The organism is Microbacterium sp. bgisy207 (assembly GCF_057706855.1).
The window spans coordinates 302,129-327,144 of record NZ_JBYIPB010000001.1 but is presented as its reverse complement, the minus strand read 5'-3'; the positions used below and the strand labels follow the sequence as shown (position 1 = coordinate 327,144).

20 protein-coding genes and 2 pseudogenes are annotated in these 25,016 nt (G+C 65.7%); 13 read left to right on the top strand and 9 right to left on the bottom strand.

Going from position 1 to position 25,016, the window contains the following annotated elements:
* Window positions 1–5: 5 nt before the first annotated feature.
* A pseudogene (locus AC3ENO_RS01520) lies at window positions 6–314 on the bottom strand (Rieske 2Fe-2S domain-containing protein); the annotation flags it as partial.
* Between the two features lie 158 nt (window positions 315–472).
* Here AC3ENO_RS01520 and phtC point away from each other — a divergent pair.
* From phtC to AC3ENO_RS01505, 3 genes are read left to right on the top strand one after another with little or no spacing between them, the layout of a single operon-like run.
* Window positions 473–1,201 carry a 3,4-dihydroxyphthalate decarboxylase gene (gene phtC, locus AC3ENO_RS01515; protein ID WP_396643557.1) on the top strand — a complete coding sequence of 243 codons (729 nt, stop codon included), beginning with the start codon at window positions 473–475 and terminating at the stop codon, window positions 1,199–1,201.
* A gap of 25 nt (window positions 1,202–1,226) precedes the next feature.
* Complete coding sequence (locus AC3ENO_RS01510; RefSeq protein WP_060958820.1) at window positions 1,227–2,087, top strand: aldo/keto reductase; 861 nt, start codon at window positions 1,227–1,229, stop codon at window positions 2,085–2,087.
* Between the two features lie 37 nt (window positions 2,088–2,124).
* A complete protein-coding gene (locus AC3ENO_RS01505; RefSeq protein ID WP_120298671.1) occupies window positions 2,125–2,319 on the top strand; it encodes a hypothetical protein in 195 nt (64 codons plus the stop codon).
* Between the two features lie 154 nt (window positions 2,320–2,473).
* Here the strand turns inward: AC3ENO_RS01505 and AC3ENO_RS01500 are convergent, their stop codons facing one another.
* The 5 genes from AC3ENO_RS01500 to AC3ENO_RS01480 all read right to left on the bottom strand — a co-directional run bounded on the left by AC3ENO_RS01500 (window position 2,474) and on the right by AC3ENO_RS01480 (window position 5,545).
* The gene (locus AC3ENO_RS01500) at window positions 2,474–2,899 is read right to left on the bottom strand and encodes a hypothetical protein (RefSeq protein ID WP_231734932.1); all 426 of its coding nucleotides are present in this window, start codon (window positions 2,897–2,899) and stop codon (window positions 2,474–2,476) included.
* A gap of 44 nt (window positions 2,900–2,943) precedes the next feature.
* Window positions 2,944–3,261 carry a type II toxin-antitoxin system RelE/ParE family toxin gene (locus AC3ENO_RS01495; protein ID WP_024476684.1) on the bottom strand — a complete coding sequence of 106 codons (318 nt, stop codon included), beginning with the start codon at window positions 3,259–3,261 and terminating at the stop codon, window positions 2,944–2,946.
* Entirely contained in the window at window positions 3,258–3,494 is a 237-nt protein-coding gene (locus AC3ENO_RS01490; RefSeq protein WP_024476685.1) for an addiction module protein, read from the bottom strand. Before AC3ENO_RS01490 ends, AC3ENO_RS01495 begins: the two co-directional genes overlap by 4 nt.
* A gap of 103 nt (window positions 3,495–3,597) precedes the next feature.
* Window positions 3,598–4,860: a hypothetical protein gene (locus tag AC3ENO_RS01485; RefSeq protein WP_434968845.1), complete on the bottom strand. Its 1,263-nt coding sequence runs from the start codon at window positions 4,858–4,860 to the stop codon at window positions 3,598–3,600.
* Window positions 4,861–4,960: 100 nt separating this feature from the next.
* On the bottom strand, window positions 4,961–5,545 hold the full coding sequence (locus AC3ENO_RS01480; protein ID WP_024476687.1) for a TetR/AcrR family transcriptional regulator: 585 nt from the start codon (window positions 5,543–5,545) through the stop codon (window positions 4,961–4,963).
* A 105-nt stretch (window positions 5,546–5,650) separates the two neighbouring features.
* Here AC3ENO_RS01480 and AC3ENO_RS01475 point away from each other — a divergent pair, with 105 nt between their 5' ends.
* The 6 genes from AC3ENO_RS01475 (at window position 5,651) to AC3ENO_RS01450 (ending at window position 11,344) form a co-directional block, all read left to right on the top strand.
* Window positions 5,651–6,610, top strand: a complete 960-nt coding sequence (locus AC3ENO_RS01475) for an MFS transporter (RefSeq protein ID WP_199732620.1) — start codon at window positions 5,651–5,653, stop codon at window positions 6,608–6,610.
* A 30-nt stretch (window positions 6,611–6,640) separates the two neighbouring features.
* On the top strand, window positions 6,641–6,868 hold the full coding sequence (locus AC3ENO_RS01470; protein ID WP_197425747.1) for a hypothetical protein: 228 nt from the start codon (window positions 6,641–6,643) through the stop codon (window positions 6,866–6,868).
* A complete protein-coding gene (locus AC3ENO_RS01465) occupies window positions 6,865–7,554 on the top strand; it encodes an NAD(P)-dependent oxidoreductase (protein ID WP_024476688.1) in 690 nt (229 codons plus the stop codon). Before AC3ENO_RS01470 ends, AC3ENO_RS01465 begins: the two co-directional genes overlap by 4 nt.
* A gap of 49 nt (window positions 7,555–7,603) precedes the next feature.
* Window positions 7,604–8,458 (top strand): helix-turn-helix transcriptional regulator, encoded by an 855-nt coding sequence (locus AC3ENO_RS01460; protein WP_024476689.1) that lies wholly within the window; start codon window positions 7,604–7,606, stop codon window positions 8,456–8,458.
* 581 nt (window positions 8,459–9,039) lie between these two features.
* A complete protein-coding gene (locus AC3ENO_RS01455; protein ID WP_175987534.1) occupies window positions 9,040–9,693 on the top strand; it encodes a helix-turn-helix transcriptional regulator in 654 nt (217 codons plus the stop codon).
* 682 nt (window positions 9,694–10,375) lie between these two features.
* A complete protein-coding gene (locus tag AC3ENO_RS01450; protein ID WP_101852925.1) occupies window positions 10,376–11,344 on the top strand; it encodes an IS481 family transposase in 969 nt (322 codons plus the stop codon).
* 230 nt (window positions 11,345–11,574) lie between these two features.
* Here AC3ENO_RS01450 and AC3ENO_RS01445 read toward each other — a convergent pair whose 3' ends face one another.
* A complete protein-coding gene (locus AC3ENO_RS01445) occupies window positions 11,575–13,182 on the bottom strand; it encodes a recombinase family protein (protein WP_024476692.1) in 1,608 nt (535 codons plus the stop codon).
* 63 nt (window positions 13,183–13,245) lie between these two features.
* Between AC3ENO_RS01445 and AC3ENO_RS01440 the strand changes: the two genes are divergently transcribed.
* From AC3ENO_RS01440 to AC3ENO_RS01425, 4 genes and pseudogenes are all read left to right on the top strand, one after another.
* Window positions 13,246–15,246: a helicase-related protein gene (locus AC3ENO_RS01440; protein ID WP_434968844.1), complete on the top strand. Its 2,001-nt coding sequence runs from the start codon at window positions 13,246–13,248 to the stop codon at window positions 15,244–15,246.
* Between the two features lie 44 nt (window positions 15,247–15,290).
* A complete protein-coding gene (locus tag AC3ENO_RS01435) occupies window positions 15,291–18,077 on the top strand; it encodes a DUF1156 domain-containing protein (RefSeq protein WP_228177893.1) in 2,787 nt (928 codons plus the stop codon).
* Between the two features lie 5 nt (window positions 18,078–18,082).
* Complete coding sequence (locus AC3ENO_RS01430; RefSeq protein WP_195692263.1) at window positions 18,083–21,472, top strand: DUF499 family protein; 3,390 nt, start codon at window positions 18,083–18,085, stop codon at window positions 21,470–21,472.
* A 20-nt stretch (window positions 21,473–21,492) separates the two neighbouring features.
* A pseudogene (locus AC3ENO_RS01425) lies at window positions 21,493–22,674 on the top strand (OLD family protein); the annotation flags it as partial.
* Between the two features lie 538 nt (window positions 22,675–23,212).
* Here AC3ENO_RS01425 and AC3ENO_RS01420 read toward each other — a convergent pair.
* Window positions 23,213–23,977 carry a type I restriction-modification system subunit M N-terminal domain-containing protein gene (locus AC3ENO_RS01420; RefSeq protein WP_434968843.1) on the bottom strand — a complete coding sequence of 255 codons (765 nt, stop codon included), beginning with the start codon at window positions 23,975–23,977 and terminating at the stop codon, window positions 23,213–23,215.
* 69 nt (window positions 23,978–24,046) lie between these two features.
* On the bottom strand, window positions 24,047–25,006 hold the full coding sequence (locus tag AC3ENO_RS01415; protein WP_434968842.1) for an alpha/beta hydrolase: 960 nt from the start codon (window positions 25,004–25,006) through the stop codon (window positions 24,047–24,049).
* Window positions 25,007–25,016: the final 10 nt, after the last annotated feature.

Below are 25,016 nucleotides of genomic sequence, written 5' to 3'. Positions count from 1 at the left end.
AACGGCAGCCCCACGATTCGTCCGTCGTTGCGGTACGACCAGCCGTGATACGGGCAGCGGAAGTGCGAGGCGTTGCCCATTTCCGCCCGGCACACCTGCATTCCTCGGTGCAGGCACATGTTGAACATCGCCTTGACGGAGCCACTCTCGTCGCGCACCACGATGAACGAGTCGTCGAGCACTCGCCGCACCACGTAGTCGCCGGGCTGAGGGATCTCTGATTCGTGACCCACGAAGATCCACGCGCGACTGAACAAGCGCTCCCGCTCGAGCGCGAAGATCTCTTCGTCGTTGTAGATGTGGGCAGGGATCATGCCGCGTCTGACATCGTCGTAGATCGTGTGGTCTGTCATATCTTGAACGCTCCGTCGAAGTATGGATTGTTATCTGTCTAGCAGAAATGTACTCTGATGTGCGGAAGCGGTCAATTGGAGAACGACCACCGGATCGATTGGAGAAGCACGGAATGCAGGTGACCGACTACTCAGAGGAACGGCTGCTCGTCGCCGAGGGATGCCGCATCCTCGCTCTGCGAGGGCTCGTGGACGACATCCTGGGGCACATCAGCCTTCGAGTGGGCGAAGACTCCCTGCTCGTGCGCTGCAGAGGCCGCGAAGAACGCGGGCTGAAGTTCACGCAGCCCGACGACATCCACCTGGTCCGCCTCGATGGGAGTACCGAGCTGCCCGACGGATACTCGGCGCCGAACGAGCTGCCATTGCATCTCGCCACCCTCCGCGCACGCCCGGATGTGAGCGCGGTCGTGCACGCCCACCCGCCAGCCGTCGTCGCATTGACGCTGATCGGTGTCCCTCTTCTGGGCGTGGTGGGTGCCTACAACATCCCGGCGATGCGAATGGCTCTGGCGGGCATCCCCACTTTTGCCCGGTCGGTCTTGATCCGCTCGGACGCGCTCGGCAGCGCCATGGTCGACGCCCTCGGCGATCGCCCGGTCTGCCTACTCCGTGGCCACGGGCTCACGGCGACAGGATCGAGTGTCGAATCCGCCGTCATCAACGCGATCAACGTCGACGCCCTCGCTCGCATCCAGCTGCAGGTCCTTCAGGCTGGTGTGACGCCGGCCGCTGTGGCGCCGGCCGACCTCGACGATCTGCCCGATCTCGGACCGGCCTTCAACGAACAGCACGTCTGGCGATTCCATCTCGCCGACCTCGAACACGCCGGCCTCGGCATCCGATAGCGACCAACGATAGGACCACCGACCGATGACTACAGAAGAGCTCGAACCTGCGCCCCCAGCGCCCCTGCTCCCCCTCCTGCACGGCCACCGAATCCCGTCACTCGGCCTCGGCACCTGGCCGATGGTCGGCGATGAATGCCAGGAGGTCGTGCGCGTCGCCATCGAGAGCGGCTATCGGCTCATCGACACCTCATTCAAGTACAGCAACGAGGTCGCCGTCGGGCGGGGGATCCATGACTCCGGGCTGCCCCGCCACGAGATCTTCATCACCAGCAAGTTCAACAAGGAGTCGCACAGCGTCGACGGCGTCCAGCGCGCCTACGACGATAGTCTCGAGCGGCTCGGGGTGGACCACCTCGACCTCTTCCTCTGCCACTGGCCGGTCCCGGCTCAAGGCCGTTACGTCGACGCCTGGAAGGGTCTCGTCAAGCTGTTGGAGGAGGGGCGGGTCAAAGCCATCGGCGTCTCCAACTTCAAACCGGCCCACCTCGCCTCCATCATCGACGCGACCGGGGTCGTGCCCGACGTGAACCAGATCCAGCTCAGCCCCGACATCGCCCGTACCGTTCCTCGACGCGCGCACGAGGTGCTCGGTATCGTGACCGAGAGCTGGAGCCCGCTCGGCCGCGGGCCCGAGCTGCGGGAGAACCCGACGATCGTGCAGATCGCGGCGGACGTCGGACGAACGGCGGCACAGGTGGTGCTCCGCTGGCACGTGCAGCAGGGCCTCGTGCCGGTGCCGAGATCGTCAGACCCCAAACGCCTGGTCGAGAACCTCTCGGTCTTCGACTTCCGCCTTAGCACCGACCAGATGGCCACGCTTGCGTCCCTCGACAACGGCGAAGCCGCCGCGCGGGACTCTGACCTGCCCGAGAACGGTCATTAGTCCACCAAGAACACCAAAATCGTCACCGATCTGGTAAATTCAGCGCGCTCTGGAGACGCAGCAGAACGCCTCGCGCGGCTCCTGGACATTCGACTACACGCAGGACCGGCTCTCCGCCATCATGCGCTGCACACACGACCGCTGCCTCGAGACCGCCGACGAATACGGCTCGCCAGGCTTGCCCGGTGGACTTCGGCGACTGCGCGAAGCAACTGACCGGCGGCGAAGGTGATGGCTCGAACGTAGGCGCGATCTGCCTTGCTCGCCTCACCTTCGGCTCGCTCGACAGCCGCGTCCAAACCATCGCGAAGTCGCGTGCACTGCAGATGGCGGCGAGGGAGAGAGTAAGTTCTGCAGTGTGCCCGATCGGGAACAGGGGGTGGGCTTTAGTACCCCTGCCCGAATTCGCGAAGTCTGGGCCACAGATCGCCGCCGACGACGCCGAAGACCCCTACGTCCGCCAGCATGCCGCCGAAGCCCTGCTTGAGATCAACGAAGACCGGAAAGTCAACGGCCGCTACCTCGCCGTCAAGACCCGACAGAACCTCGCCCGCCTCACCGACTTCGCCGAACACACCCGTCGGTTTCCCTGCCTCTTCCGCCTCGATCAACGCCACCTGTGCACCCCTATCAGCGGGAGCGAGGGTCTCGGGAAGCTTCTCAAGCCGACGGGCAACTCGCTCGGCAGTGCTTGCGAATCGGCGGTACGGACGACCCAACTGTTCGCTCGTGTTGGGGTCCTGGCCGTGCCCCATGAGACGGCGGAGCTGCTCCTCGCTGACCTCACCACCGGGTTCGACGGCGCCAGAAATGTACGCGAGACCCGATCCGAGCCATGAGCCCGGCGGCGTGCTGTTCAGTCGTTCAGCCGGTGGAGCCAGTAGCCGGGTTCGCGGCGCTCGTGGGCGTAGGCGAGGATCAGGATCGTGTCCGGCTCCACCGTGTAGACGATGCGGTACGGGTATCCGCGAACGGCCTTGCTGCGGATCACGGTGCCATCGTCAGCGGTCGTGAATGGTGGGGCGGCGTTCGGCCATTGGTCGAGGTCTTTCCGGGCTTGCCTTGCTCGGTCGATGAGCGCAAGGCCGATCCCTGGCTCCTGGTCTTCGTACCAGCGCACGGCGGCGTCGAACTCCGCGACGGCCTCGGGGTGCTCTCGCTGGGCCAAGGTCATGCGGTGAGCAAGGCGCGCAAACGCTCGTAGTGCTCGTCGGCATCCACCAGATCGACCGCACCCTCACGCACCTCGGCCAGTCGCCGGGTAGCCTCGGCACGCCAGGCTGCATCGACCTCGCTCTCGTCGTCTGCATCATGGAGGCTTTCGAGCAGGGCGTTAGCGACGACCGCGCGCTGATCGGCGTCGAGCGCGAGGCCGTCTCGGATCAGAGTTGCGGTGTCGGGTGTCATGTATTCAAGTGTACGTCGAACGGCCGACAATCGCGCTGGGCGTCTGTGGCTCGGGTTGCGGGGCTGCTGTGAACGTCACGCCGACGCGACGTGCTGCTGATGCTCATAGGCCGCGTGCTGGCCCGTCATGTCGCGGGTCGTTGCGCCGCGGGTCGCGTTCGGTCGGCTCGCGGAGTTGCCGTTCGCGTTCGGCGAGTGCTTGCTGCCTTGCTTCGTGCTCGGCGCGGGTGGTTTCGATCCGTGCGGCGGCGTCGCGGATCGGTAGCGCGCGGAGGTAGTCGGCCTCGGCTCGGAGCGCGGTGGCTTGCTGGTGCGCCTGTCCTGCTTGCTGTGCTGGGTTCGGCAGTCGCATCCCGACCCGGTGGCGCATCACCGCCTGCGGCCCGTACTCGCTGACCAGCAACGCCCGGCGTTCCTGCTCGTGCCGCTGCCGCAACTCGTCACGGTCGGCTCGCGCGGCCTCGACGTGCTGGGCGGCGTCGATCACGCGGGGATCGGCCTCGGCGCGACGCTCGGCCTGTCGTGCCGCCCACTCGGGCAGGGTGTCGGTGGTGCGGGGTGGTTCGCCCCATGTTTCGCGCACCCGTGCCCGAACCGTCCGGGTGTGCTCGCTCGTCTGGCGGTGCTCCGCGCGGGCCTTGCGCCTGCCGAGCCTGCCGACGGTGGCGAGTCGGCTGCTTGCGGCGGCCTCGCGCTCGACAGCATCGAGATAGGTGGTGCCGTCTGCCTCGGCCTGCACCGTCAACGGTTCCGCGATTTCGGCACGGATGCGCGCCGCCTCGTCCTCGGCGTGGCGGAGCACGTCGGCGTGCTCGTCGTCCTCGGTCTTGTGTGTTGCGCGCTGGGCGTCGAACCTGGCAGCGGTCTGCTCCCAGCGTTCCGCCGCACGTTCGGCTCGTTCGGCTTCGGCGGTGAGGCGGGCGAGTTCTTCGGTGATGAGCTGCACGGGGCCATCGCTGACGAGGCCTTGCACGGCGTCGATGGCTTGGGCGGTGGCGTGGTCGAGGCCACGGTCTGCCGGGTCGCGTTCCATCGCCTCAACGAACCGCGCCCGCGCATCCGCCATATCAGCGGCGACGACGTGGAGTTGGTTCTGTTGGCGGCCTCTCGTCATGCCGACGTAGACGCCTGCCGCGCTCGTCGCCTCCGACAAGGCCGTGTGGGAGGCATCGACGGTTGCGCCTTGGACGCCGTAGGCGGTCGCGGCATACGACAGGTGCGCCCACTCGCTCACGTACTCGGCGGGGAGGGCGACGGTGCGGCTGTGCTTGCCTCCGCCGCTGACTTCGCGGGCGTAGACGCTGCCCTCACTGAGATAGGGGGCAGATGACTGATGGAGCCGAGCGTCAGCGCGAGAGCGTCGCACAGAGTGTCGCTGGCAAGAGTTGGCGTCACAAAGTTCGAGGGAACTTTCGGAGTTCGGTTCGATGAAGTGACTAGTCTTCTCGGCGAACTTCGTGACCTGATTACTGCCCGATGAGTCTTCGGGCAGCGGTGACGACGGAGGCACGGCGGCGTGCGTGTTCGGCGTCGCTCTCGGCTCCGGTGATCATGCGGGCGACCTGCGGTACCGCTGACCACCATCCGGCGAGTGAGAGCACGAGGAACATCAGGTGGTCGGCGTCGAGGTCGCTCGTTACTGTGCCCTTGGCCTGTCCGTCGGTCATGGCGGCGACTTTGTATCCGTAGTATTCGCGCCGCTCGGCCTCGTCGGGTACTTCGGTGTCGAAGACGAGCCCTTCCCAGCGCATGAGCCTGCCGAGTTCGGGGTGCTCGCGGTGGTAGTCGTAGACGCGCCCGGCGTAGTCGCCCACGTCCTCGGTTGCGAATGATTCGACGGGCACGTCGCGGGCTACCTTCGCCAGTTCCTCGCGCAGTACGGTGGCGAAAAGTCTGTCCTTGCCCCCGAAGTGCGTGTAGACGCGCTCCTTGTTCACCCCGGCGGCCTTGGCGATGCGCTCGATGGTCGTGCCGTGCGGCCCGTGCGCGGCGAACTCGGCCACCGCCGCGTCGAGGATGCGGCGCTTCCTGCCCTCAACATCCCAGCCCATCGTTCCCACCTCCCGTCTCGTGCGGTAAACCCAACGCTCACGTTGCGTCTTCGCGGTTAGCCTACTACAGTCAAATCCAACGGAAACGTTGGATTTGGAGTGGTGGTGTCTGCGAACTCGACGGAACAGATAGCGGGAGCAGGCGAGGCGCGCGAGCACCCGGCAGGGAACGGCGTGGTCGTGCTGCTCGTGGTCACGGCGCTGCTGGTGCTCACGCAGTTGTACGCGGCAATCCCGCTGATCGCCCCGATCGGTGCGGAACTCGGCTCTGATGTGACGTTCGCGCTCTCGACGGTGTTCAGCGTGTGCTATGCGGTCGGGTTCCTGATCTGGGGGCCGTTGGCCGATCAGTACGGGCGGAAGCGGATCATGCTCATCGGCCTGGTGTATCTCACCGTCGCGACCATCGCCTGCGGCTTCGCCTCCACGGTGCCGATGCTTGCTGCGCTGCGCGGGGTGCAGGGGGTGATGGCGTCGAGTTTCGCGCCGGTTGCGCTCGCGTATCTGGCCGAAGCGACCCCGCTGAAGCGTCGGGCAACGGCGATCGGGGCCATGTCGACGGCATTCCTCGTTGCCGGGATCGCAGGCCAAGTACTCGCCTCCGCGCTCAGCCTGACGTTGGGCTGGCAGTGGGTGTTCATCCTCTCCGGCATCATGCTCGGCCTCGGCATGATCGGCGTCGCCGTGCTCGTCACCGAGCCGCACAGTCGCAGAGACGATGCGAGCCTGGTGCGTCGCTTCGCCGTAGTCGGGAGGGTCGCCACACGCCCCTCGGTGCTGCTACTGAGCCTCGCGCACCTAACGCTGCTGTTGTCGTTCGTCGGCATGTACACCGGCCTCGGCCCGCACCTGACCGACCTCTGCCTGGACTCATCGCAGGTGATCTGGCTCCGCCTCGTCGGGCTGCCGGGCATGTTCGCCTCCCTCTTCGCGGGCGCTATTGCGAAGCGTCTCGGCGGCGCGGGGGTTGCACGTGCCGGGTTCGCCCTCGCCGCGATTGGGCTGCTGATCGAAGCCGCACTCTCGGCATCCCTCGCGGGCACGGCGCTGGCGAGTCTCGTGTGAGTCACTGGGGTCGCGCTCGCGGTGCCCGCGATGATCACCCTGTTCGGCGAGACCGCCGCCCCGAACCGGGCCGGTGGGATGGCGCTCAACGGATTCGTGCTGTTCCTCGGTGCCAGCGTCGGCCCACTCACTGCCTACCTGGGCTTGGACTTCCCGATCCTGCTCGTCAGTCTCGCCGCGCTCATGGTGCTCGCCGTCGCCAGCCTCACCGGGTTCGCCCGACTCACCCGCACGCCCGCTTCGGAGGTACCTGTATGACTCGCATCCTGATTCTCGGCGCGACCGGGCGCACCGGAGCCGCCATCCTCGCTCATCTCCCCGCAGGCATCGAGGCGACCGCTGCGCTGCGCGATCCGGCAGACACCACGCGGCTCGCCAAGACTGCTGCATCGCTGACCTCCACGGTCGTGAACATCGCTGAGAACGCCAGTCTCACGCAAGCAATGCACGGCATCGACGTCGTCATGAACGCGATCCGACTGCGTGAGGACATCGCCCCGACCGAACTCGTGGCCGTACATGATCGACTCATCGAGGCAAGCACCAAGGCCAACGGCGCTCCGGCCCGGATCGTCACGGTCGGCGGAGCAGGAGCACTCCGACTCCCTGGAGACAGACGGTTCTGGCAAGACCCCCGGTTCCCAGAACCCACACTGCCGCGCGGGAGAGCACACGCCATGCTGCGCGACCACCTCGAAGCGGGCAACGCAGGATCAGAATGGGCGTATCTGATCCCGCCGCCCGTCTACGAACCGGAGGGGCCGACGACAGCACGCTGGGAACGAGTCTCCCCTTCCACAGACGAGACTGCGTTCACCCGACAAGCGATCAGTTATGCCGACTTCGGAGCGGCAGTCGCGGAGACTTCCACCAAGGACGACACTCGCACGCAACTCATCGCATGGCCCAGTGAACTGACAGAAAAGCACCCGATGAGTGGATAGGCGCATCTCCCCGCCGTTGTCGGCTCGGACACGGACGACGCATCGACCTGTGGGCCTGGCGGCGTACAACGTTGTCCGGCTCGTTGTGATCCGTGACGGCACGGCCATCGTGTTCAGCGAGTTCGGACAGCAACCCGTCAGCTTTGGCGACGCGGTGCTGCTGGGGCCGAGCGTGCTGTTCGGCGTCGAACCCGAGGGGCGGGTCACCTATACGACGGTCTACATCGACACCGACATGGCGCTGGATCAGTTCTTCTGGCAACACTCCGCGATCTTGCACGACCGCCTCGACGCCCACGACTTCGCGGGAAAGGTGTACACCGAACCTGCCCAGGTACTGCACCTGGGCCGGGATCGAGCCGGGCGGTTGTTGCCGTGGCTGGACGAGCTGGTCGCCCTCACCGTCGAGGGCAAGTACCTGGAACGGTTCCATCGGATGCAGGCGCTCTGGTTCCTCATCACCGATGTGATCGCGCCGTGCATCCGCGTCTCGACGGTGCGGCTGACCCGGCTGCAACGTGCCCGCGCTCGCCCGTTCTCCGCTCGAAGTCGGGTGCCTGAACCGTTGCGTCGTGAGGCGATGCTGGTGCGCGACGCGCTGCACAGCCGGATCACGCACCCGTGGACGCTCGCGGAACTGGCAGCCCTGGTGCGGCTCTCTCCGAAGCACCTGGTGCGCGTGTTCACGGACACGTTCGGGAAGACCCCGACCGCCTACCTGGTGATGCTCCGCGTGCAAGAGATGGCGCGGCTCCTACGCGAGACGAACATCACCGTCACCGCCACCGGGCAGCGGGTGGGGTGGCGGAGCCGGTCGCGCGCGGTAGAAGCATCCACAGCGCACACCGGAGTGACACCGAGCCGCTACCGAGACATGCGCCCGCTCATGACCGACCTCCCATGACCGAGCCGGTCGCGCTGCCCGGCAAAGTGCCGGAGTGACCGGGAAACGCCCGGCCTGCTCGTCTCCTGCTTCGCCGCGACCGCCGGTGCTTGGTAGGCCGGTTCTTCCCCCTGGTTGCTCGGGGGTGGTCAGAGAAGGGAGGTCGTCATGTCGCTGCTACTCGAACGCCCGGCGACCACGCCGACCGGTCATGAGCCTACAAGGACGCCGCAGTCGCCGCACCCCGCGATAGTGCAGCCGGTCGAGCCGTGGAGTTGCGTCTATGTCACCAGCATCCGTCACCGTCGCATATTGGCGGCGACCGCCTATGACTGTGTGCGCTTCGTGGTCGTGCGCGACGGCTCGATCATCCTCACCGATGCCGATGCCGATGCCGATGCGGGCGGGTCGGCGTCGGTGGGTGATGTGGTGCTGGTCGCCCCGAACGTCGAGTTCGGGTACGAACCCGAGGGCACCGTCACGGTGAGGACAGTGGCAGTGGATACCGATTACTGGTCGAGCAGTTGTTCTGGCAGCACCTCGACGTGCTCGCGGACGGCGAAGCCGCACGCGACCTCGCAACTCACCTGTATCCCGATCCGGTGCAGGTGCTGCGCGTCGGAGAATCGCAGGCCGAACGGCTCGGGCCGATCCTCGATGAACTCGCCACACTCACCGGCGAAGACCAATCGCCGCGCGGCTACTTCCGTGCGTATGCGCTGCTGTTCACGGTGCTCGCCGCCATCGCGCCGCTGGTTCGTCACGCGCCGGTGGAGGTGCCGCCGCTGACCTCTCGGCAGCGGGCCGTGCGGGTCGCGCCTCCCCGGTGGCGGGAGTTCAAGCCGGTGCGCCGCGAGATTATGCGCACGGCGGCGCTCATGCAGAGCAACATCGCCAGGCAGTGGCCGCTCACCGAACTGGACGCGCACGCCTGCCTGTCGCCGAGTCAGCTCAATCGGGTGTTCAAGGACTCGTTCGGGGTGACGCCGCCGGTGTACCTGTCGATCCTGCGCGTACAGGAGATGGCGCGCCTGATCCGCGAAACCGATCTGCTCATCGGCACGATCACCGAACGGGTCGGCTGGTGCCACCACTGCGGGCAAGCCTCGCGCATCTTCCGCCGCTACATGGGCGTGACCCCCATCGAGTACCGGCGCTACGGCCCACCGTCCGCGAGCCGGGCGGGGCCGGGCGTCGGCATCGCCACCGCACGCGCCGACGACTCCCGTGGGAACGGGTGCGCACCTACCTACTGACACCTGCCCACACGACCGGAGGAACCCGACGATGAGCACCGCCACCACGCGACCGCGATACGCTCCGGCGCGCCTGCATGTCGGGGTGGGGGTGACGGTTCCGGCAAATTGCCGGAACCGTGCGACCAGGGCTTTTACTCCCGGCCGGGGTGGTTCCGTCGAATCGGCGGCACCACACTCGCGGGGCGACGGTCGGGGAAAATTTCCCACACCGTCCAGCCTGCGACCTCGGCCCGCTGTGCTGCTCGTTGTGGTTCTCGTGACGGTGGTGGCAAATTGGCACCACCGTCCGACCAGGAGTTTCGCCGTTGCCCCCGCGAACCAAGCCGCATCCGCTGCGACCTCACCGCGACCGTTCACGGTGGTGTCGAATCGCCACCACCGTCGGACCTGCGCTTTCGCTCCGCTCGGCTGGCCGTCACGGGCGCGAACGGTGCCGCAAAATTTGCGGCACCGTTGAGCCGGTTCACGAGGGTACCGAATCGGCACCCCCGTGACATACCCCGTTTGGGGTCGGTCGCAGGTAGCTCCCTGTGGATAAGTCTGCATATAGTACCTCAACTCGATGCCAGGTACTAGATGTACCCGGCCATGAGGTTGGTGGCGTTTCCGGTCTTGTGAAAGGGGAGAACCTCCGGGCTTAGTGGAGATGTCTGACGTCTTCACGAACTCGGAGGTTCTCGTGTCCCACCGTAATGCCCGCTTGACCGTGCACGGCAGGCTGCTCATCGTCCATCGTGCCGGTGCCGGGTGGAAGCAGGCGCATATCGCCGCGGCAATGGGCGTGTCCCGACGCTGCGTGAAGCGGTGGCTGGACCGCTACCGCGCCGAGGGTGAAGCCGGTCTCTACGATCGCTCCTCGCGGCCTCACCACGTCGCCAACCGCACCCCCGATGCCAGGGCCGCGGCGGTGGTCGCGATCCGGAAGAAGGAACGAGTCGGCCGTGACGAGGTCGCGGCCCGCACCGGGGTGCCGGCGCGGACGGTGTCGCGCATCATCGCCCGGTCCGGGCTGCCTCGTCTGGTCGATCTGGACCCGATGACCGGGGAGCGGATCCGCGCGTCGAAGACCACAGCGGTCCGCTATGAACGCGAGCAGCCCGGCGAGCTGGTGCACATGGACGTGAAGAAGCTCGGTCGCATCCCCGACGGCGGCGGGTGGAAGGCGCACGGCAGAGCGATGGGCTCCACAGCCGCCCGGAAACAGACCGTCGTCGGCTACGACTACGTGCACTCCGTCGTCGACGACCACTCCCGGCTCGCATACTCCGAGGTCCTCCCCGACGAGAAGGGCCCGACCTGCGCCGCGTTCCTCGAACGCGCCATCGGCTACTTCGCCGCGCACGGCATCCCCCGCATCGAGCGGCTGATCACCGACAACGCCTGGGCCTACCGATGGTCGCTGCGCGGCGTCTGCGGCGCGCACGGCATCCGGCAGAAGTTCATCAAACCGCACTGCCCGTGGCAGAACGGCAAGGTGGAGAGGTTCAACCGGACCCTGCAAACCGAATGGGCCTACCGGCAACCGTTCACCTCGAACGACGACCGCACCGCAGCACTTGACCCCTGGCTCGAGCACTACAACACTGGACGACGCCACTCAGCCCTCGGAGGCAACCCCCCGATCAGCCGACTGCAACCAACGTCCTGACCCCGTACAACTAGATGTTGTGGTTTGCCTGTCGTACCTGTCTACATGGATACCTCGACGCAGACCACCACAACCACGCCCGAACCAGCCTCGACCGATGCCCCCGAACCACTCGGCGCACGCCTCGCGCGGGAGAGCCGCGCAGCGCAGGGCCTGCCTCCGGTCATCGCTGACCCACGGGTGCGTGAGCAACTGCAAGCCCTCTGCGGCCTGCCGAAGGCGCGGGGGCGTTAGGCGCGCCAGACGAACTCGACCCGATGTGCGAGAATCCCCGCCCGGTACACCTCACGGCGGGCATGAAACGCTTCGACGGTCTCATTGCGCCGCCTCGCCGGTGTCGCGCCGTTCATCCCCCTGGGCAGGGCGTGAACGAGGACGGCTTCAAGGACGAGACTGGCGGCCTGGTGCTGCCACATCGGGGTACGGTCGGCCCACTCCTGTGCGACGGTCGTCATATCAATCGACGGGCCAGTGTGCTCCGGCACCGTGGCGGCGTACTCGCGGCGGGTGCGTTCGATGCGTTCGGCGATCCGTGAGCGTTGCCGCACCCACATCGACTTGTCGATCAACCCGTCGTAGTAGTCATCATCGAGCCGGGCGAGGCGTTCCCGGTCGGCATCGAGCGTCGCGGCAAGCCCCACTCGTGCGGCCTGATCCGCGCCCGGAGACTGGCGCTTGGCGGGGTTGAGGGTGATCTGCTCGAACGTCGCGAGCACGGCTTCCTCCACGAGTTTGGTGAGGTCGCCGGAACGGATCGAGCGGTTGCACCCGCCCGGCACCTGTTGCACACACTGATACACCTGGCCGCGATGCAGCATGGCGCGTCCGCAGGTCGAGCAGCGGATCAGACCCGAGAACGGATACAGCCGTTTCGCCGCCCCACTGCCGGGCTGATGGAAGTTTCGGGCCTGCTTGCGGGCATCGAGCACATCGGAGACCTGCTGCCAGGTGTCCTCGTCCAAGATCGCGGGCCACGCGGCGGTCGTCTGCATCAGGGAGGTTTTCGACCGGGTGCCGTCCGGCAACAACGGTCGATACTCCCGTACCCCCTTGATCGAGGGGTTGCGCAGCACCAGTTTGAGTGTCCGATCCGACCACCGGCACCCGTGCGTCGTACGGATACCCCGCCGGTTCCAGTCGGTGAGAATCCGGTACAACGTCTCTCCGGCCAGCACCCGCCGCGCGGCTTCCCGCACCAACTCGGCAGCCTCGGGGTCGATCACGAGCGTGTGGTTCTCGGCGCGGTAGCCGAACGGCACCTGCCCACCATGCCAAGTGCCCTCGATGGCCTGCTGCTTCGCCGCCCGAGCGACACGGCGGGCGGTGTCGGCTGAGGACTTGTTCGCCATCGCGACCAGCACCCGCGCCATCGCCACATCAGAATCCGTATCCAACCTCAGCGAGCCGGTCACGGAGCGGACGCTGAAGCCGTTGAGTACCTTGGCGTCGATCAGGTCTTCCAAGTCTCTCGGGTCGCGCACCGCCCGATCCAGGTCGTAGGCGATCATCACCCCGGCGCGCTGCTCGCTGAGGTGCTTCAACATCGCGCGGAACTCCGGGCGCACCACGCGCCGCACCCGCTCACCCGTCGGGAGTGTGATCGTGCGCTGCTTGAACGCCGACGTGTCGTTCTCCCGGTACACCTGGGCGACTTCCCACCCGTGCGCTGCCGCATACGCCCGGCAGTCAGCTTCCTGCCGGTCAACACCGCGCTCGGTGCCCTCGGGATCATCACTGATCCGCACATACACCACCGCCCGCAACGACGGCGACGCCTGCGCCGTCGCCTGGTCGTTCGGCTCATTGCCTGCGGTTCGTTCCTGCTGATCGTGGCTCATCTCAGCCACCGCCTTCCTAGCTCTCATCGAGAGGTAGGTGCGTTTACAGAACCTCGGCTACTCGTGCACGACGACTCGGGCGAACCGCGCAAGATCATCATCTTCACCGAGCACAAGGACACCCTTGACTACCTGCGGCAGAAGATCACGACGCAGCTGGGTCGCCCGGAGTCGGTCATCACGATTCACGGCGGCACGCGCCGCGAAGACCGCAAGGCGGCGCGCGAGCAGTTCACCTACGACCGCAACACCGTCGTGCTCCTGGCGACGGATGCCGCGGGCGAAGGCCTCAACCTGCAGCGGGCGCACCTCATGGTCAATTACGACCTGCCGTGGAACCCGAACCGGATCGAGCAGCGTTTCGGCCGCATCCACCGCATCGGCCAGCGGGAAGTGTGCCACTTGTGGAACATGGTCGCGAAGGACACACGCGAGGGGGACGTGTTCACGCGGTTGCTGTCGAAGATCGACCAGATGTCGATCGCGTACAACGGCAACCTGTTCAACGTTCTCGGCGACGCGGATGCTTTCCAGGAGAAGTCGCTCCGTGAACTGCTGATCGAGGCGATCCGGTACGGCGACGAGCCGGAACGCAAGGCCGAGCTCGACCGAGTCATCGACGCGAGCGTCGCCCACGGGCTCGACACCATGGTCGCTGAACGAGCCTTGCACCCCGAGATGTACTCCTCGCTCAATCTCGAAGAGATCCGTGAGCGGATGGAGAAGGCCCGCGAGCGACGCCTGCAGCCCGGATACATCGCGGCGTTCTTCCTCCCCGCCTTCGAACGCCTCGGTGGCCGTATCCGTCGGCGCGAGAAGGGCCGATACGAGATCACGCGGATACCACAGCGCGTCATCGACACGGCACGCCGACTCAACCGGTGGGCACCTGTGCCGGAGCGGTACGAACGAGCCACGTTCGAGACTGCACACGTTCGCCCCGAGAATCAGACACAGGCGGCACTTCTCGCCCCCGGCCACCCGCTCCTCCAAGCGGTCATCGAACTCACGATCGAAGACCTCGGGCCCGTGCTCAAACGAGGAACCGTGTTCGTCGATCGCCGTGAACAGCAATCCGAGCACACTGCACTGCTGTATGCCGTCGAGCAGCGCATCCAGAACGCCACCACCGATGCCGACACCGTGTCGCACCACTTCGACTACCCCGTCCTCGACACCACGGGGGCTGTCACGCTCGCTGCTGCGCCGCCCTACCTCGACTACGACGCACCACACGCGGGTGAGGCTGCGGCAATCGCCGAGGTCCTCGCGGACGAGTGGGCAAACAGCGACCATGAACGCTCTATCCGGACGTGGGCGTATCGAGACGGACTCGCACCTCGCATGGACGAACTCGCCGCGCGGATAGCCGTGGATGTCGACCGCACCCGCGTGCAGGTCAAGGAACGCCTCCTGGCCGAGATCAACCATTGGGACCGCGAGCACAATCGCCTCGAAGCGCTCGAACGCTCCGGCACCATAGGCCGCCTCCGCGCCGACGCCGCGCTCCAGCGAGCCCGCCAGCTCGACGAACGACTCGACAAGCGGCTCCGCGCCCTCGACGAGAGCACGCAACTCGTCGCACTTCCCGCCGTTGTCCGCGGGTCAGCACTCGTCGTGCCGAGCAAACGACTGTCGCCTGGCGACGAGGATGCCGCGCCTCAGACCTACGCGCGCAACACCGAGCTCGTCGAACGCCGAGCCGTCGAAGCCGTTCTCGCTACCGAACGCGCACTCGGCCGCACGCCCCACGAGATGCCCAGGAACAATCCCGGATACGACATCCAGTCCTTCGATCCCGACGGGCGCATTCACTACATCGAGGTGAAGGGGCGGATCGAGGGGTCCGACACCTTCACCATCACGACGAACGAGGTCACGTTCGCGCAGACGCAGGGCGACCGTCACCGACTCGCCCTCGTCCTCGTGTCGCCGGACGGCGAGAAGCGGGACCGACTTCGCTATGTCATGGACGCGTTTACCCACATTGAGCCGTCCGCGACAACACGGTCGTACAACGAGGAATGGCACGACTACTGGGATCGCGGAGGCCCACCGCGATGACAGATTCAGGCGACACGACTAACGGACCCACGAGAGATGCATCAGTGAACGCAGCACCCAAGAAGAAGCTCATCGAGACGTCTCTGCCGCTCGAAGCCATCAACTTCGCCGCCGCTCGTGAGAAAAAGTCGATCCGCAAAGGGCTACCTCTGATGGTGCACCTTTACTGGGCGCGCCGCCCTATTTCGGTCGCACGCGCCGTTCTCTTCGCCCAGCTGGTCGACGACCCTGCGTCTCGTCCGGAAGAGTTCCCCACAGTCGATGCGCAGGACGCGGAGCGTGCACGACTGCATCGACTGCTCGAGCGGCTGATCATCTGGGAGAACAGCAATGATGATGCGCTTCTTGCCCAGGCGAGAGCGGAAATCCGCAAGAGCAACGATGGCAAGCTACCCTCCGTCCTGGACCCGTTCGCCGGCGGTGGGGCCATTCCACTCGAAGCGCAGCGGCTGGGGCTCGAAGCGCACGCGAGCGACCTAAACCCCGTCGCGGTCCTCATCAACAAGGCGCTCATCGAGATTCCGCCGACCTTCGCCGGCCGACCACCTGTCCATCCAGGCGCTGCTGGGACCCGCAATGCGTGGGGCCGCTCCGAGGGATTGGCGGAGGATGTTCGCGCGTACGGCAACTGGATGCGAGACCAAGCCGAGCGGACCATCGGGCATCTTTACCCCAAGGTCACCGGACCAGACGGTACGCAGCACACTGTCATTGCCTGGATCTGGGCCCGCACCGTCAATAGCCCGAATCCGGCAAACCCAATCGAGGTTCCGTTGGTTCGCTCCTGGTGGCTGAACAAGAAGAAGGGTAGCGAGGCGTGGATCGAAGCCCGGGTTGTCGGCAGAAAGATCCACTACGAGGTGCACAATGACGCCAACGGCCCGAAGGGTGATGACGACGGCACCATCAAGCACGGGAAAGGCGCCCGCTCGGTTGCTGATGGCACACCCTTCACGTATGACTACGTCCGCGAAGCGGGGAAGCGGGGCGAGCTTGGAGCACACCTCATAGCCGTAGTGGCGGAGGGCGCGCGCGGCCGACTCTACCTATCGCCCACTGCAGAGCAGGCCGCGGCCGCGGCGGTCGATCGTCCGGATTCATCTATCGATGCCGACGTACCAACGAACCCCCGTTGGTTTTCGCCACCGGCCTATGGATTGACGAAGTTCTCCGACCTCTTCACCAATAGGCAGCTCGTTGCGCTGACCACGCTGAGTGATCTCGTCGCGGACGCCCGCGAGAAGGTCCGCGACGACGCGCTTGCCGCGGGTCTCCCGAAGGGCGACCGACTCGAGAATGGAGGGACTGGCGCGGAGGCTTATGCAGATGCCGTCGCAACGTATCTCGCGCTGGCGGTCAGCCGAGAAACCAACGCCTCGTCATCAAGTTGCGGCTGGGACAGCAGTCTCCAGAAGATCCGAAACGTGTTCTCTCGTCAGGCCATTCCCATGGCGTGGGACTACGCAGAGGCGAATGTGTTTTCGACATGGTCTGGAGGGTTCATAACCCAGATCGATGGAATGGCCGACGCCATCGACCGTCTCCCGGCGGGACGTCGAAGCACCGCACGTCAGGCGGATGCCTCGACACGTGACTACTCGGGCGCCGTCATCTCCACCGACCCGCCCTACTACGACAACATCGGTTACTCGGACCTATCGGACTTCTTTTACGTCTGGCTGCGACGATCTCTTTCAACGATCCACTCGAAGACGGTTGGGACTATGCTCACTCCGAAGTTCGAGGAGCTTGTCGCTAATCCGTACCGACATGATGGCAAAGCAGGAGCGGAGAAGTTCTTCATCGAGGGCTTCAACTCGGTCTTTGCCCGAGTCCGCGAGGGCGCAGACCCGAATGTCCCGCTGACTGTCTATTACGCGTACAAGCAACAGGAGGCCAACGCCGAGGGGACCTCCTCTACCGGCTGGCACACGCTACTGGACGGTCTCATTGACTCTGGGTGGGAGATAACCGCGACGTGGCCCATGCGAACCGAGATGAGCGGAAGGCTAATCGGTTCAAATGCCAACGCCCTGGCCTCTTCGATTGTCCTGGCTTGTCGCCCCCGCCCGAGCGATGCGCCTACGACGACCCGACGAGCGTTCGTGGCCGCACTGAAGGCGGAGCTCCCAGAGGCGCTACGCACGTTGATGCAGGGCGCGATTGCACCCGTCGATCTCGCGCAGGCGGCAATTGGACCCGGCATATCCGTGTTCTCCCGGTACTCGCGGGTGCGGGAGGCGGATGGCTCCGACATGAGTGTGAAGGACGCACTCCTGCTCGTAAACGCCACGCTGGACGAAGTAATCGGCGAGCAAGAGTCGGACTTCGATCCCGACACTCGGTTCGCAGTCAAGTGGTATCGCCAATACGGCTGGACCCAGGAGAACTCCGGCATTGCTGACCAGCTTGCGCGCTCTTCCGATACGTCGATCGGAGCGCTTGAGCGCGGGGGCATCTTCGAGGCAAAGGGCGGGAAGGCGCGACTTCTCTCGCCGACCCAGCTTGAAGGCGCATGGGACGTGAGCGCCGACGAGCGCGTCAGCGTGTGGGAGGCGACGGTTCGCCTTGCGGCGGTGATGGCAAAGCACGGAGCCGATCAGGTCGCTTCCCTGCTTCCTTCAGTTCAGACGCGGGTGAATCTCGACGCGGTGAAGGAGTTGGGATTCCTGCTATTCCACGAGGCCGAGAAGAAGCGCGACACCAAAGACGCGATTCTCTTCAACGGGCTGGTGAGTGCGTGGGGTGACGTGAACGAGCAGGCGCGAAAGCACGCCGGTACGCCGCGGGCCGTTCAGCAGGCGTTCGACTTCGATGAGGATGGGGACTGAGCTCGATGGCGATGAACAACCGTGATCGCGTGGGAAAGGCCTTCGACCTGTTGTCGGAGGGTCTGCTCGATTCCGTCGATGAAGTGATGACCGCAGCCTACGGTACGTCGGATTGGCCTGCCGCGTGGGCACAAGAAGACGCGCAGCGCCGGGGTGGACTAGCCCGAACGCTGACTAAGCATGATGTGCAGGTGCAGCTTCGCGCGATCACCGAGCAGGGCTACCGGTTCAAGGACGTGCTGTCGCGTGCGCAGCAGGGTTTCGGCTCAGAGCTCCGCGAGACGCGAAATCTGTGGGCGCACAACGAGCCGTTCAGTTCTGATGACGCGGCGCGCGCGCTCGACACGATCGAGCGACTGCTTCATGCCGTTGGAGCGGTGGACTCGGCCGAGGACGTCCGTAAGCTCCGGGTCGACCTACAGCGCACGGTCTTCGAGGATCAGACGCGTAAGCAGGTCAAGCGGACGGCAGTGACGCTCGACCCGGGTTCGGGGTTGCGGCCGTGGCGCGAGGTTATCCGCCCGCACGATGATGTGGCACGCGGCGAGTTCACGGCATCCGAGTTCGCTGCCGACCTGCATCTCGTGCGAACCGGTCAGGCGACGAGCCCCGAGTATGGCGACCCGGTCGAGTTCTTTACCCGCACCTACCTCACAGAGGGTCTGCGGGATCTGCTGTCGCGCGCGCTCCGACGCGTGGGCGGCGGGGACGGCAACGCGAGTCCGGTCGTCAACCTGCAGACCAACTTCGGTGGTGGCAAGACGCACTCGATGCTCGCTCTCTACCACCTCTTCAGCGGCACCCCCGCAAAGGACTTCCCGCAGGAGCTGCAGGAGCTCATCGCCGAGACCGGAAACCCGGATCTTGCGGCGCTGGGCGTGAAGCGCGTCGCGCTCGTCGGCACGTACTTGAAGGCGGGATCACCTCTCATTAAGGACGACGGGACCGAGGTGCGCACGCTCTGGGGCGAGCTCGCGTGGCAGCTCGGCGGCCGCGCGGCGTACGACCTCATCGCAGACGATGACCGTGCTGGGACGAACCCCGGTGAAGCGCTGCGGACGCTGATCGCGAAGTACTCGCCGGCGCTGATCCTGATCGACGAGTGGGTCGCGTACGCCCGGCAGCTCGTCACGGACAAGGAGCTTCCGTCAGGCTCGTTCGAGACACAGTTCACGTTCGCGCAGTCGTTGACGGAGGTCGTGCGGTCAGTGCCCGGCGCGATGCTCGTCGTCTCGATCCCGGCATCTGATACCGGTGATGCGGGTAGCGGTAGCGACATCGAGATCGGTGGCGCCAACGGCCAGCTTGCGCTGGAGCGCCTGCAGAACGTGATCCGCCGGGTCGCCGACCAGTGGCGACCGTCGAGCAAGGACGAGTCGTTCGAGATCGTCCGCCGCCGGATCTTCCAGGCGCCGAACGCTGAGGGCTTGACCACGATCTCCGCCGTAGCTCGCAGCTTCGTCACTCTTTATCGGAGCAACACCGCCTTATTCCCCCGGGATGCCGCGGCACCGAGTGACGACTACGAGCAGCGCATTCGCGCGTCGTACCCGCTGCACCCCGAGCTGCTGGATCGCCTCTACGAGGACTGGTCAACGTTGGAACGGTTCCAGCGCACCCGCGGCGTGCTCAAGCTCGTGTCGTCCATCGTGCACGAGCTGTGGGCTTCGAACGACACGTCCCCGCTGATCCTCCCCGGCAACGTGCCGCTGGAAGCGACGACGGTCAACACCGACCTCACTCAGTATCTCGAGGACCAGTGGAAGCCGATCATCGACTCGGACATCGACGGTCCGGGGTCGATGGCGCAACAGATCGACCTCGACCGCCCCAATCTGGGCCAGCGGTTCGTGACGCAGCGGATCGCGCGAACGATCTTCATGGGAGCTGCCCCGAGGATCAAGGCGTCGCGGAAAGGCTTGGATAAGCAGTACGTCTGGCTCGGAACCGCGGCGCCCGGTGACACGCTCGGCAACTTCGGCAGTGCGATCGAGCTGCTCGCGCAGCGGTCGACGTACTTCTACGAGGAACAGGGCCACTATTGGTTCGACACTCAGCCGTCGGTGACGAAGACTGCGAACGACTATGCCGAGCGACTCCGCGAAGACGTCGAGACCGTGTGGAACGAGATCACCGAGCGACTTCGCAGCGAGGAACGTGCGCGCGGTGTCTTCGATCGAGTTCACGTCGCGCCGGCATCCAGCGCCGACATCCCCGACCTCGAAGACGCGCGCCTGGTGATCGTCCACCCGCGCCACTCGCGGCGGAAGTCCGACGGTGCCAACTCCTCAGCCCACCAGTGGGTGCGCGAGGCGATCGAGACCAAGGGCGCCAGCCAGCGCGTGCACCGCAACACTCTCGTGTTCCTGGTGGCCGATAAGAGCGAGCTGGAGAGCCTGGAGGCCGCTGCTCGCAGCTATCTCGCGTGGAAGCGCGTGCAGGCGACCAGCGAGAGCCTCAACCTGTCGGTACAGCAGCGCAAGCAGACCGACGACTGGGTCACGCGCCTGGATCGGACCGTCTCGGATCGAATCCGCGACACCTTCGTGTGGGCGGTCTACCCCGAGCAGTTCGACGCCACCAAGCCGTTCGAGCTGATCACCGACAAGGTGCCGGACTCGAGCGGCCGCTCGCTTGCCGAGCGCGTCGCCGCAAAGCTGTCCCGCGACGATCAGCTTGTGACCGAGCTGGGTGCGCCGATCCTCGGAGCGACCCTCCATCAGGAGCTTGGGCAGCTGTGGCGCGACAAGGGCGAGATCAGCGTTGGCGAGTTGTGGGGCTACTTCACGCGCTACGTCTACCTGCCGCGCCTCGTCAAGAGGGAGACGCTCGACTCCGCGATCGAACGCTCGCTCAACTCGGTCCTCGTCGACGGCGAGAAGTTCGCGATCGCGTCAGCGAAGGACACTGAGGCCAGTCGCTACCGCGGACTGATCGTGCCGCCTGCGCAGAACGCCGCGCTCCAGGTGACCGACAGCACGCTCCTCGTGGACTGGAACAAGGCCGACGAACAGGCCTCTGCAGATCGTGCCGCCGCCGCTCGAGAAGCCGCCCGGCGCGCAGCAGAGGACGGCGCCGCCGAGGTCGGCCCGGTGGACGTCGTCTTGATCGATGACGAAGCAGACGAGGAGGGATCGAACGAAGAGAGCTCCGCGCCGCGACGCCCGAGCCGCTACTTCGGCTCCGTGAAGGTCGACCCCGACCGGTACTCGCGCGACATCGGAAACGTGACTCGCGAAATCATCGACCGCCTCGCCGGCGCCGGCGCCAAGCTCGAGATCACCATCGACATCCAGGCCAGCAAGAGCGACGGATTCGACGAAGGCGAAGTGCGCACGATCTCCGAGAACGCGCGCGTTCTCAAGTTCGACCCGAGCTCCGGTTTCGAGAACTGACCAGAGTCTGGACACGATCAATGACCCGATTCCTCGTGTCGGCGGTAGCGCCGAATGGTGGCAGTATCGACCGTCAGCAGGTTGACGCGGGCAGTGAGCGGGAAGCTGCAGATCAGTTCCTCGCCATCCACACCTGGGACCCTCCGCTCAAGGTGACGTCCATCAGTCGAATGCCGACTGATGGTGACAAGTTCCCCGACTCGGTCACCATCAGACGAGCTGGCGTCTTTGGGATCGACTCGGTTGGCTCTGAGCACGAATTCATCGAGATCTCGGACTGGTCGCACCCAGTCCAGTACTTCGTCGGGCGAAATGGCAGCGGAAAGTCAAAGGCCGCTCGCGCGATCGCCTTGGCCACAGGCGAGCGGATCCTGACAACCGATCGCCTGGTCGGGTTGATGAACGTTGTTAACCACGGCTGGGGTTCAACACCCACCGAGTACCGCGGCGTCCCAATCGGCGAGGAAGAACGCCGACAGATCCTCGAGATGGCAAGGCTCGCTGGTCTCGCGACCACTGAGCTCTATGCGCTTCGTGAGGAGCCAGAGGTCCTGCTACGCGTTGCAGCTTTCATCCGTCGCGCTCTCGGGCGATCCATCGAACTGCGCGAAACAGCCGGATTCCTAGACCCGTACGTGCGCATGGGATCAGTCGAGTACTCGTTGCTTCGAGACGAGGGTCACGGTCTTCGCGAGCTGGTGGTCCTCCTCGCCGCGGTCTATCGAGATGACTGGCGGTTGCTTGTTGTCGATGAGGCGGAACTCCACCTGCACCCCTCCATGGCCAGGCTGTGGCTCGCCGAGCTGAACAGAGAATGCGAGCAGTCGGGACGATCCGCGATCGTAGTCACACACGAGCCGAGCTTCTTGCGGCCACGACTCGCCAGCGACTTGGCGTCGATTTGGGTCTTCGGCGCCGGATCGCCGCCGCGCCGGATGAGCGAGAGCGTCTTGGATGTGCAAGCGGACCGCGTGGAGGCTTCGCTCGCACAGAATCCACAACTGGTAAGCGACATCGTGTTCTCGCCCCGACCTGTTCTGCTCGAGGGTGTGACGGATGTCGCCGCGATGTCTACAACTCTTACACGCGTCGCGTCGGCGGAAGTGGTCGCGCAGACAGATCTCGTCGACTGCGGCGGGAGCGGCGGTGTGGCGTTATGGCTGGAGATCTGCACGAAGCTGGGCTTGGACGTACGCGCGGTGTGTGATCTTGACGCGCTGTTCGACCCCGAGATGCAGCGCACCCTCGACTCACTGCCGGGGCTCTCAAGTGCAATCACGGAGACGTTCGCCGAGAGCCCCGGTCGGATCTCAACGGTGCTGCGTCCCCTAATCCGCAAAGCGGATGAGGCTAAGGTTCCGAGCGATCCCGCATCGAGGGGAGCTTGGTTGGCCGGTCTCGATGACGAGTCGACTGCGGAGGGCATCCGAAAGGCGCGGCTCCTCACTTTGCTTGCGGACCACGGGGTGTGGGCGCATCCGCAAGGCACGTTGGAGCAGGTTCTAGCTATCGATCGCAAGGGCGTCGCTGAGGCACGTGCCGCAGCCTCGGTGACCTGTGACCTCGACCCCGCCGCGGTGTGGTCCGCCTACGAGCTTGACCTCCATGGCGACGTTGAAACGCTTCTCGCAGTGGCCGTGGAAAGAGTCGCGCACTCGATCATGGAAGCCCTCAGAGAGGACCCATCGGCCCAGTTTGGTTCGCCGGTCGGAACATCCGCGCAGGCTGACGCGCGCCTCGTCAAGGTCCTTCCGGTTGGCGAAGGCGTGCACAGGCTGGAAGTGATTGCGCCGGCTGCCTTCGCAGGGTGGTGGCTCGAGTTCTCACGGGAGAGCAGAGCGACCGACTTGAACCTCCAAGCACCAGCCTGACCGGCGCTTGGATGTCTCTTGAGACATCCGACTTGCGCATAAACGCTGGGTCGATGATCACGTCATCCGGGCGCGGGCGCTGCAGGTCGACCATGAGCTGGATGATGTGCCGGGCCGTACGGAACTGCCCGTTCGTGCCGCTCGTCGCGAGCTTCGAGAGCATGTACTCGTAGATGTCGCCCTTGGTGTCGCGATCCTCCATCGGGATATCGCGGAGCAGGTCGACGACCTTGGTCAGCAGCGCCGGCGTCGGGATCGTGAAACGCGCATCGCGCATGTTGCGTGCGTAGCTCGACCCCTCGGCGCCGAGCTGACGCAGCCACGGAAACACATGCTCCGACACAACCTCGAACATCTCGACGGGCGAGAAGTTCGTGAAGACGCTCCACCGCAAATCCCGATACGGTCGACGGCTCGGCAGATCGCTGTCGTAACCCTCGGGAAAGACGGGATTCTCGACCTCGCCCCCGAAACGCGACGCCTTCTTCTCGGCGAGCAACTGCAGGTCATCGAGGCGCCGGATGAACAGCAGATAGGTGATCTGCTCGATCACCTCGACGGGGTTGGCGATGCCGCCCGACCAGAAGGCATCCCAGACCTTGTCGACCTGACGCTTCAGCTCACCCGTGACCACACTGTGTCCCCTCGATCTGCGCAACCCTTCAACGCTAACGGAGAGCGGGGACACCTAACGGGCCGAGAACTACCGCATCCACTCCGCCATGACCCGGTAGCTCTCGTCGCGCGCCGGCTGGCGCGAGAGGAACACGTCGTGGAGCGCGCCCTCGATCCGGGCGATCGTCACCAGACGGCCCAGACGCGTAGCGGCGCGAGCGATGTCGTCGACGACGAGGACGGAGTCCGTTTCGATCATCTCGGGACGCCAGGACAGCGGCGAGCTCGACCGCTTCGAGAGCAGGACGAGCGCGGGGCATCCGACCTCGATCCCCCGCGCAACGGTGTCGTGTCCGTCCAGCACCGCTTTCAACCACCCGGGGCGAGTCGGAAATCCGCGCTCCGGCCGCCAACCGTCGGGACTGTCCGGCAGAGTCCCCACCTCCCGCTGCGCACGCGTATAGAAGCCGAGGTCGACGACCGGATGCGTGCCCAGCGGATCCCACCGTGCGCGGGCCGCTACGAGAGGCGAGAGCGCTTCTCGTCCCCACGCCCCCGCCTGGAACTCGAGCCACGGACTGTTGAGCACGAGCGCGGACGCGACCCCCGGATGCCGGGCCGCCCACAGCGAGAGGGTCAGACCTCCGGTGGAGTGCCCCAACAGCACAAGACGCCGACCCGGGTTCTCGCCACGCCCCATCACCGACAGCGCCGCGGCGATATCGGCGTCGTACTCCGTCAGCGACGAGACGTAGCCGGGCGTCTGGCCGGGGCGCAGACTCCGGCCGTACTTGCGCAGGTCGAGCGCGTAGAAACGGGCACCCCGCTCGGCCCACCACTGCGCGAGGCCGGTCTGGAAGAAGTAGTCCGACCATCCGTGGACGTAGAGGACGTCGACATCGCGCAGCGAGCCCGTCCACGAGGCCGGCCACGACGGGAGGAGCCGCACGACAGTCGCGACGACCTCACCCTCGTCGTCGCTACCCAGGTGCAGCGTGCGCTGCGCGAAGCGGCCGCCCAGAAGGTCAGGAAGCCAGGCCTCTTCCATACGTCGAGAC

Bases quoted from the DNA above. Each gene is read 5' to 3' on its own strand.
- AC3ENO_RS01510 (WP_060958820.1), top strand. From the start codon at position 1,227: ATGACTACAGAAGAGCTCGAACCTGCGCCCCCAGCGCCCCTGCTCCCC.
- AC3ENO_RS01470 (WP_197425747.1), top strand. From the start codon at position 6,641: ATGATCACCCTGTTCGGCGAGACCGCCGCCCCGAACCGGGCCGGTGGG.
- AC3ENO_RS01430 (WP_195692263.1), top strand. From the start codon at position 18,083: ATGGCGATGAACAACCGTGATCGCGTGGGAAAGGCCTTCGACCTGTTG.
- AC3ENO_RS01480 (WP_024476687.1), bottom strand. From the start codon at position 5,545: ATGGGCTGGGATGTTGAGGGCAGGAAGCGCCGCATCCTCGACGCGGCG.
- AC3ENO_RS01415 (WP_434968842.1), bottom strand. From the start codon at position 25,006: ATGGAAGAGGCCTGGCTTCCTGACCTTCTGGGCGGCCGCTTCGCGCAG.
- AC3ENO_RS01490 (WP_024476685.1), bottom strand. From the start codon at position 3,494: ATGACACCCGACACCGCAACTCTGATCCGAGACGGCCTCGCGCTCGAC.
- AC3ENO_RS01495 (WP_024476684.1), bottom strand. From the start codon at position 3,261: ATGACCTTGGCCCAGCGAGAGCACCCCGAGGCCGTCGCGGAGTTCGAC.
- AC3ENO_RS01465 (WP_024476688.1), top strand. From the start codon at position 6,865: ATGACTCGCATCCTGATTCTCGGCGCGACCGGGCGCACCGGAGCCGCC.
- AC3ENO_RS01445 (WP_024476692.1), bottom strand. From the start codon at position 13,182: ATGAGCCACGATCAGCAGGAACGAACCGCAGGCAATGAGCCGAACGAC.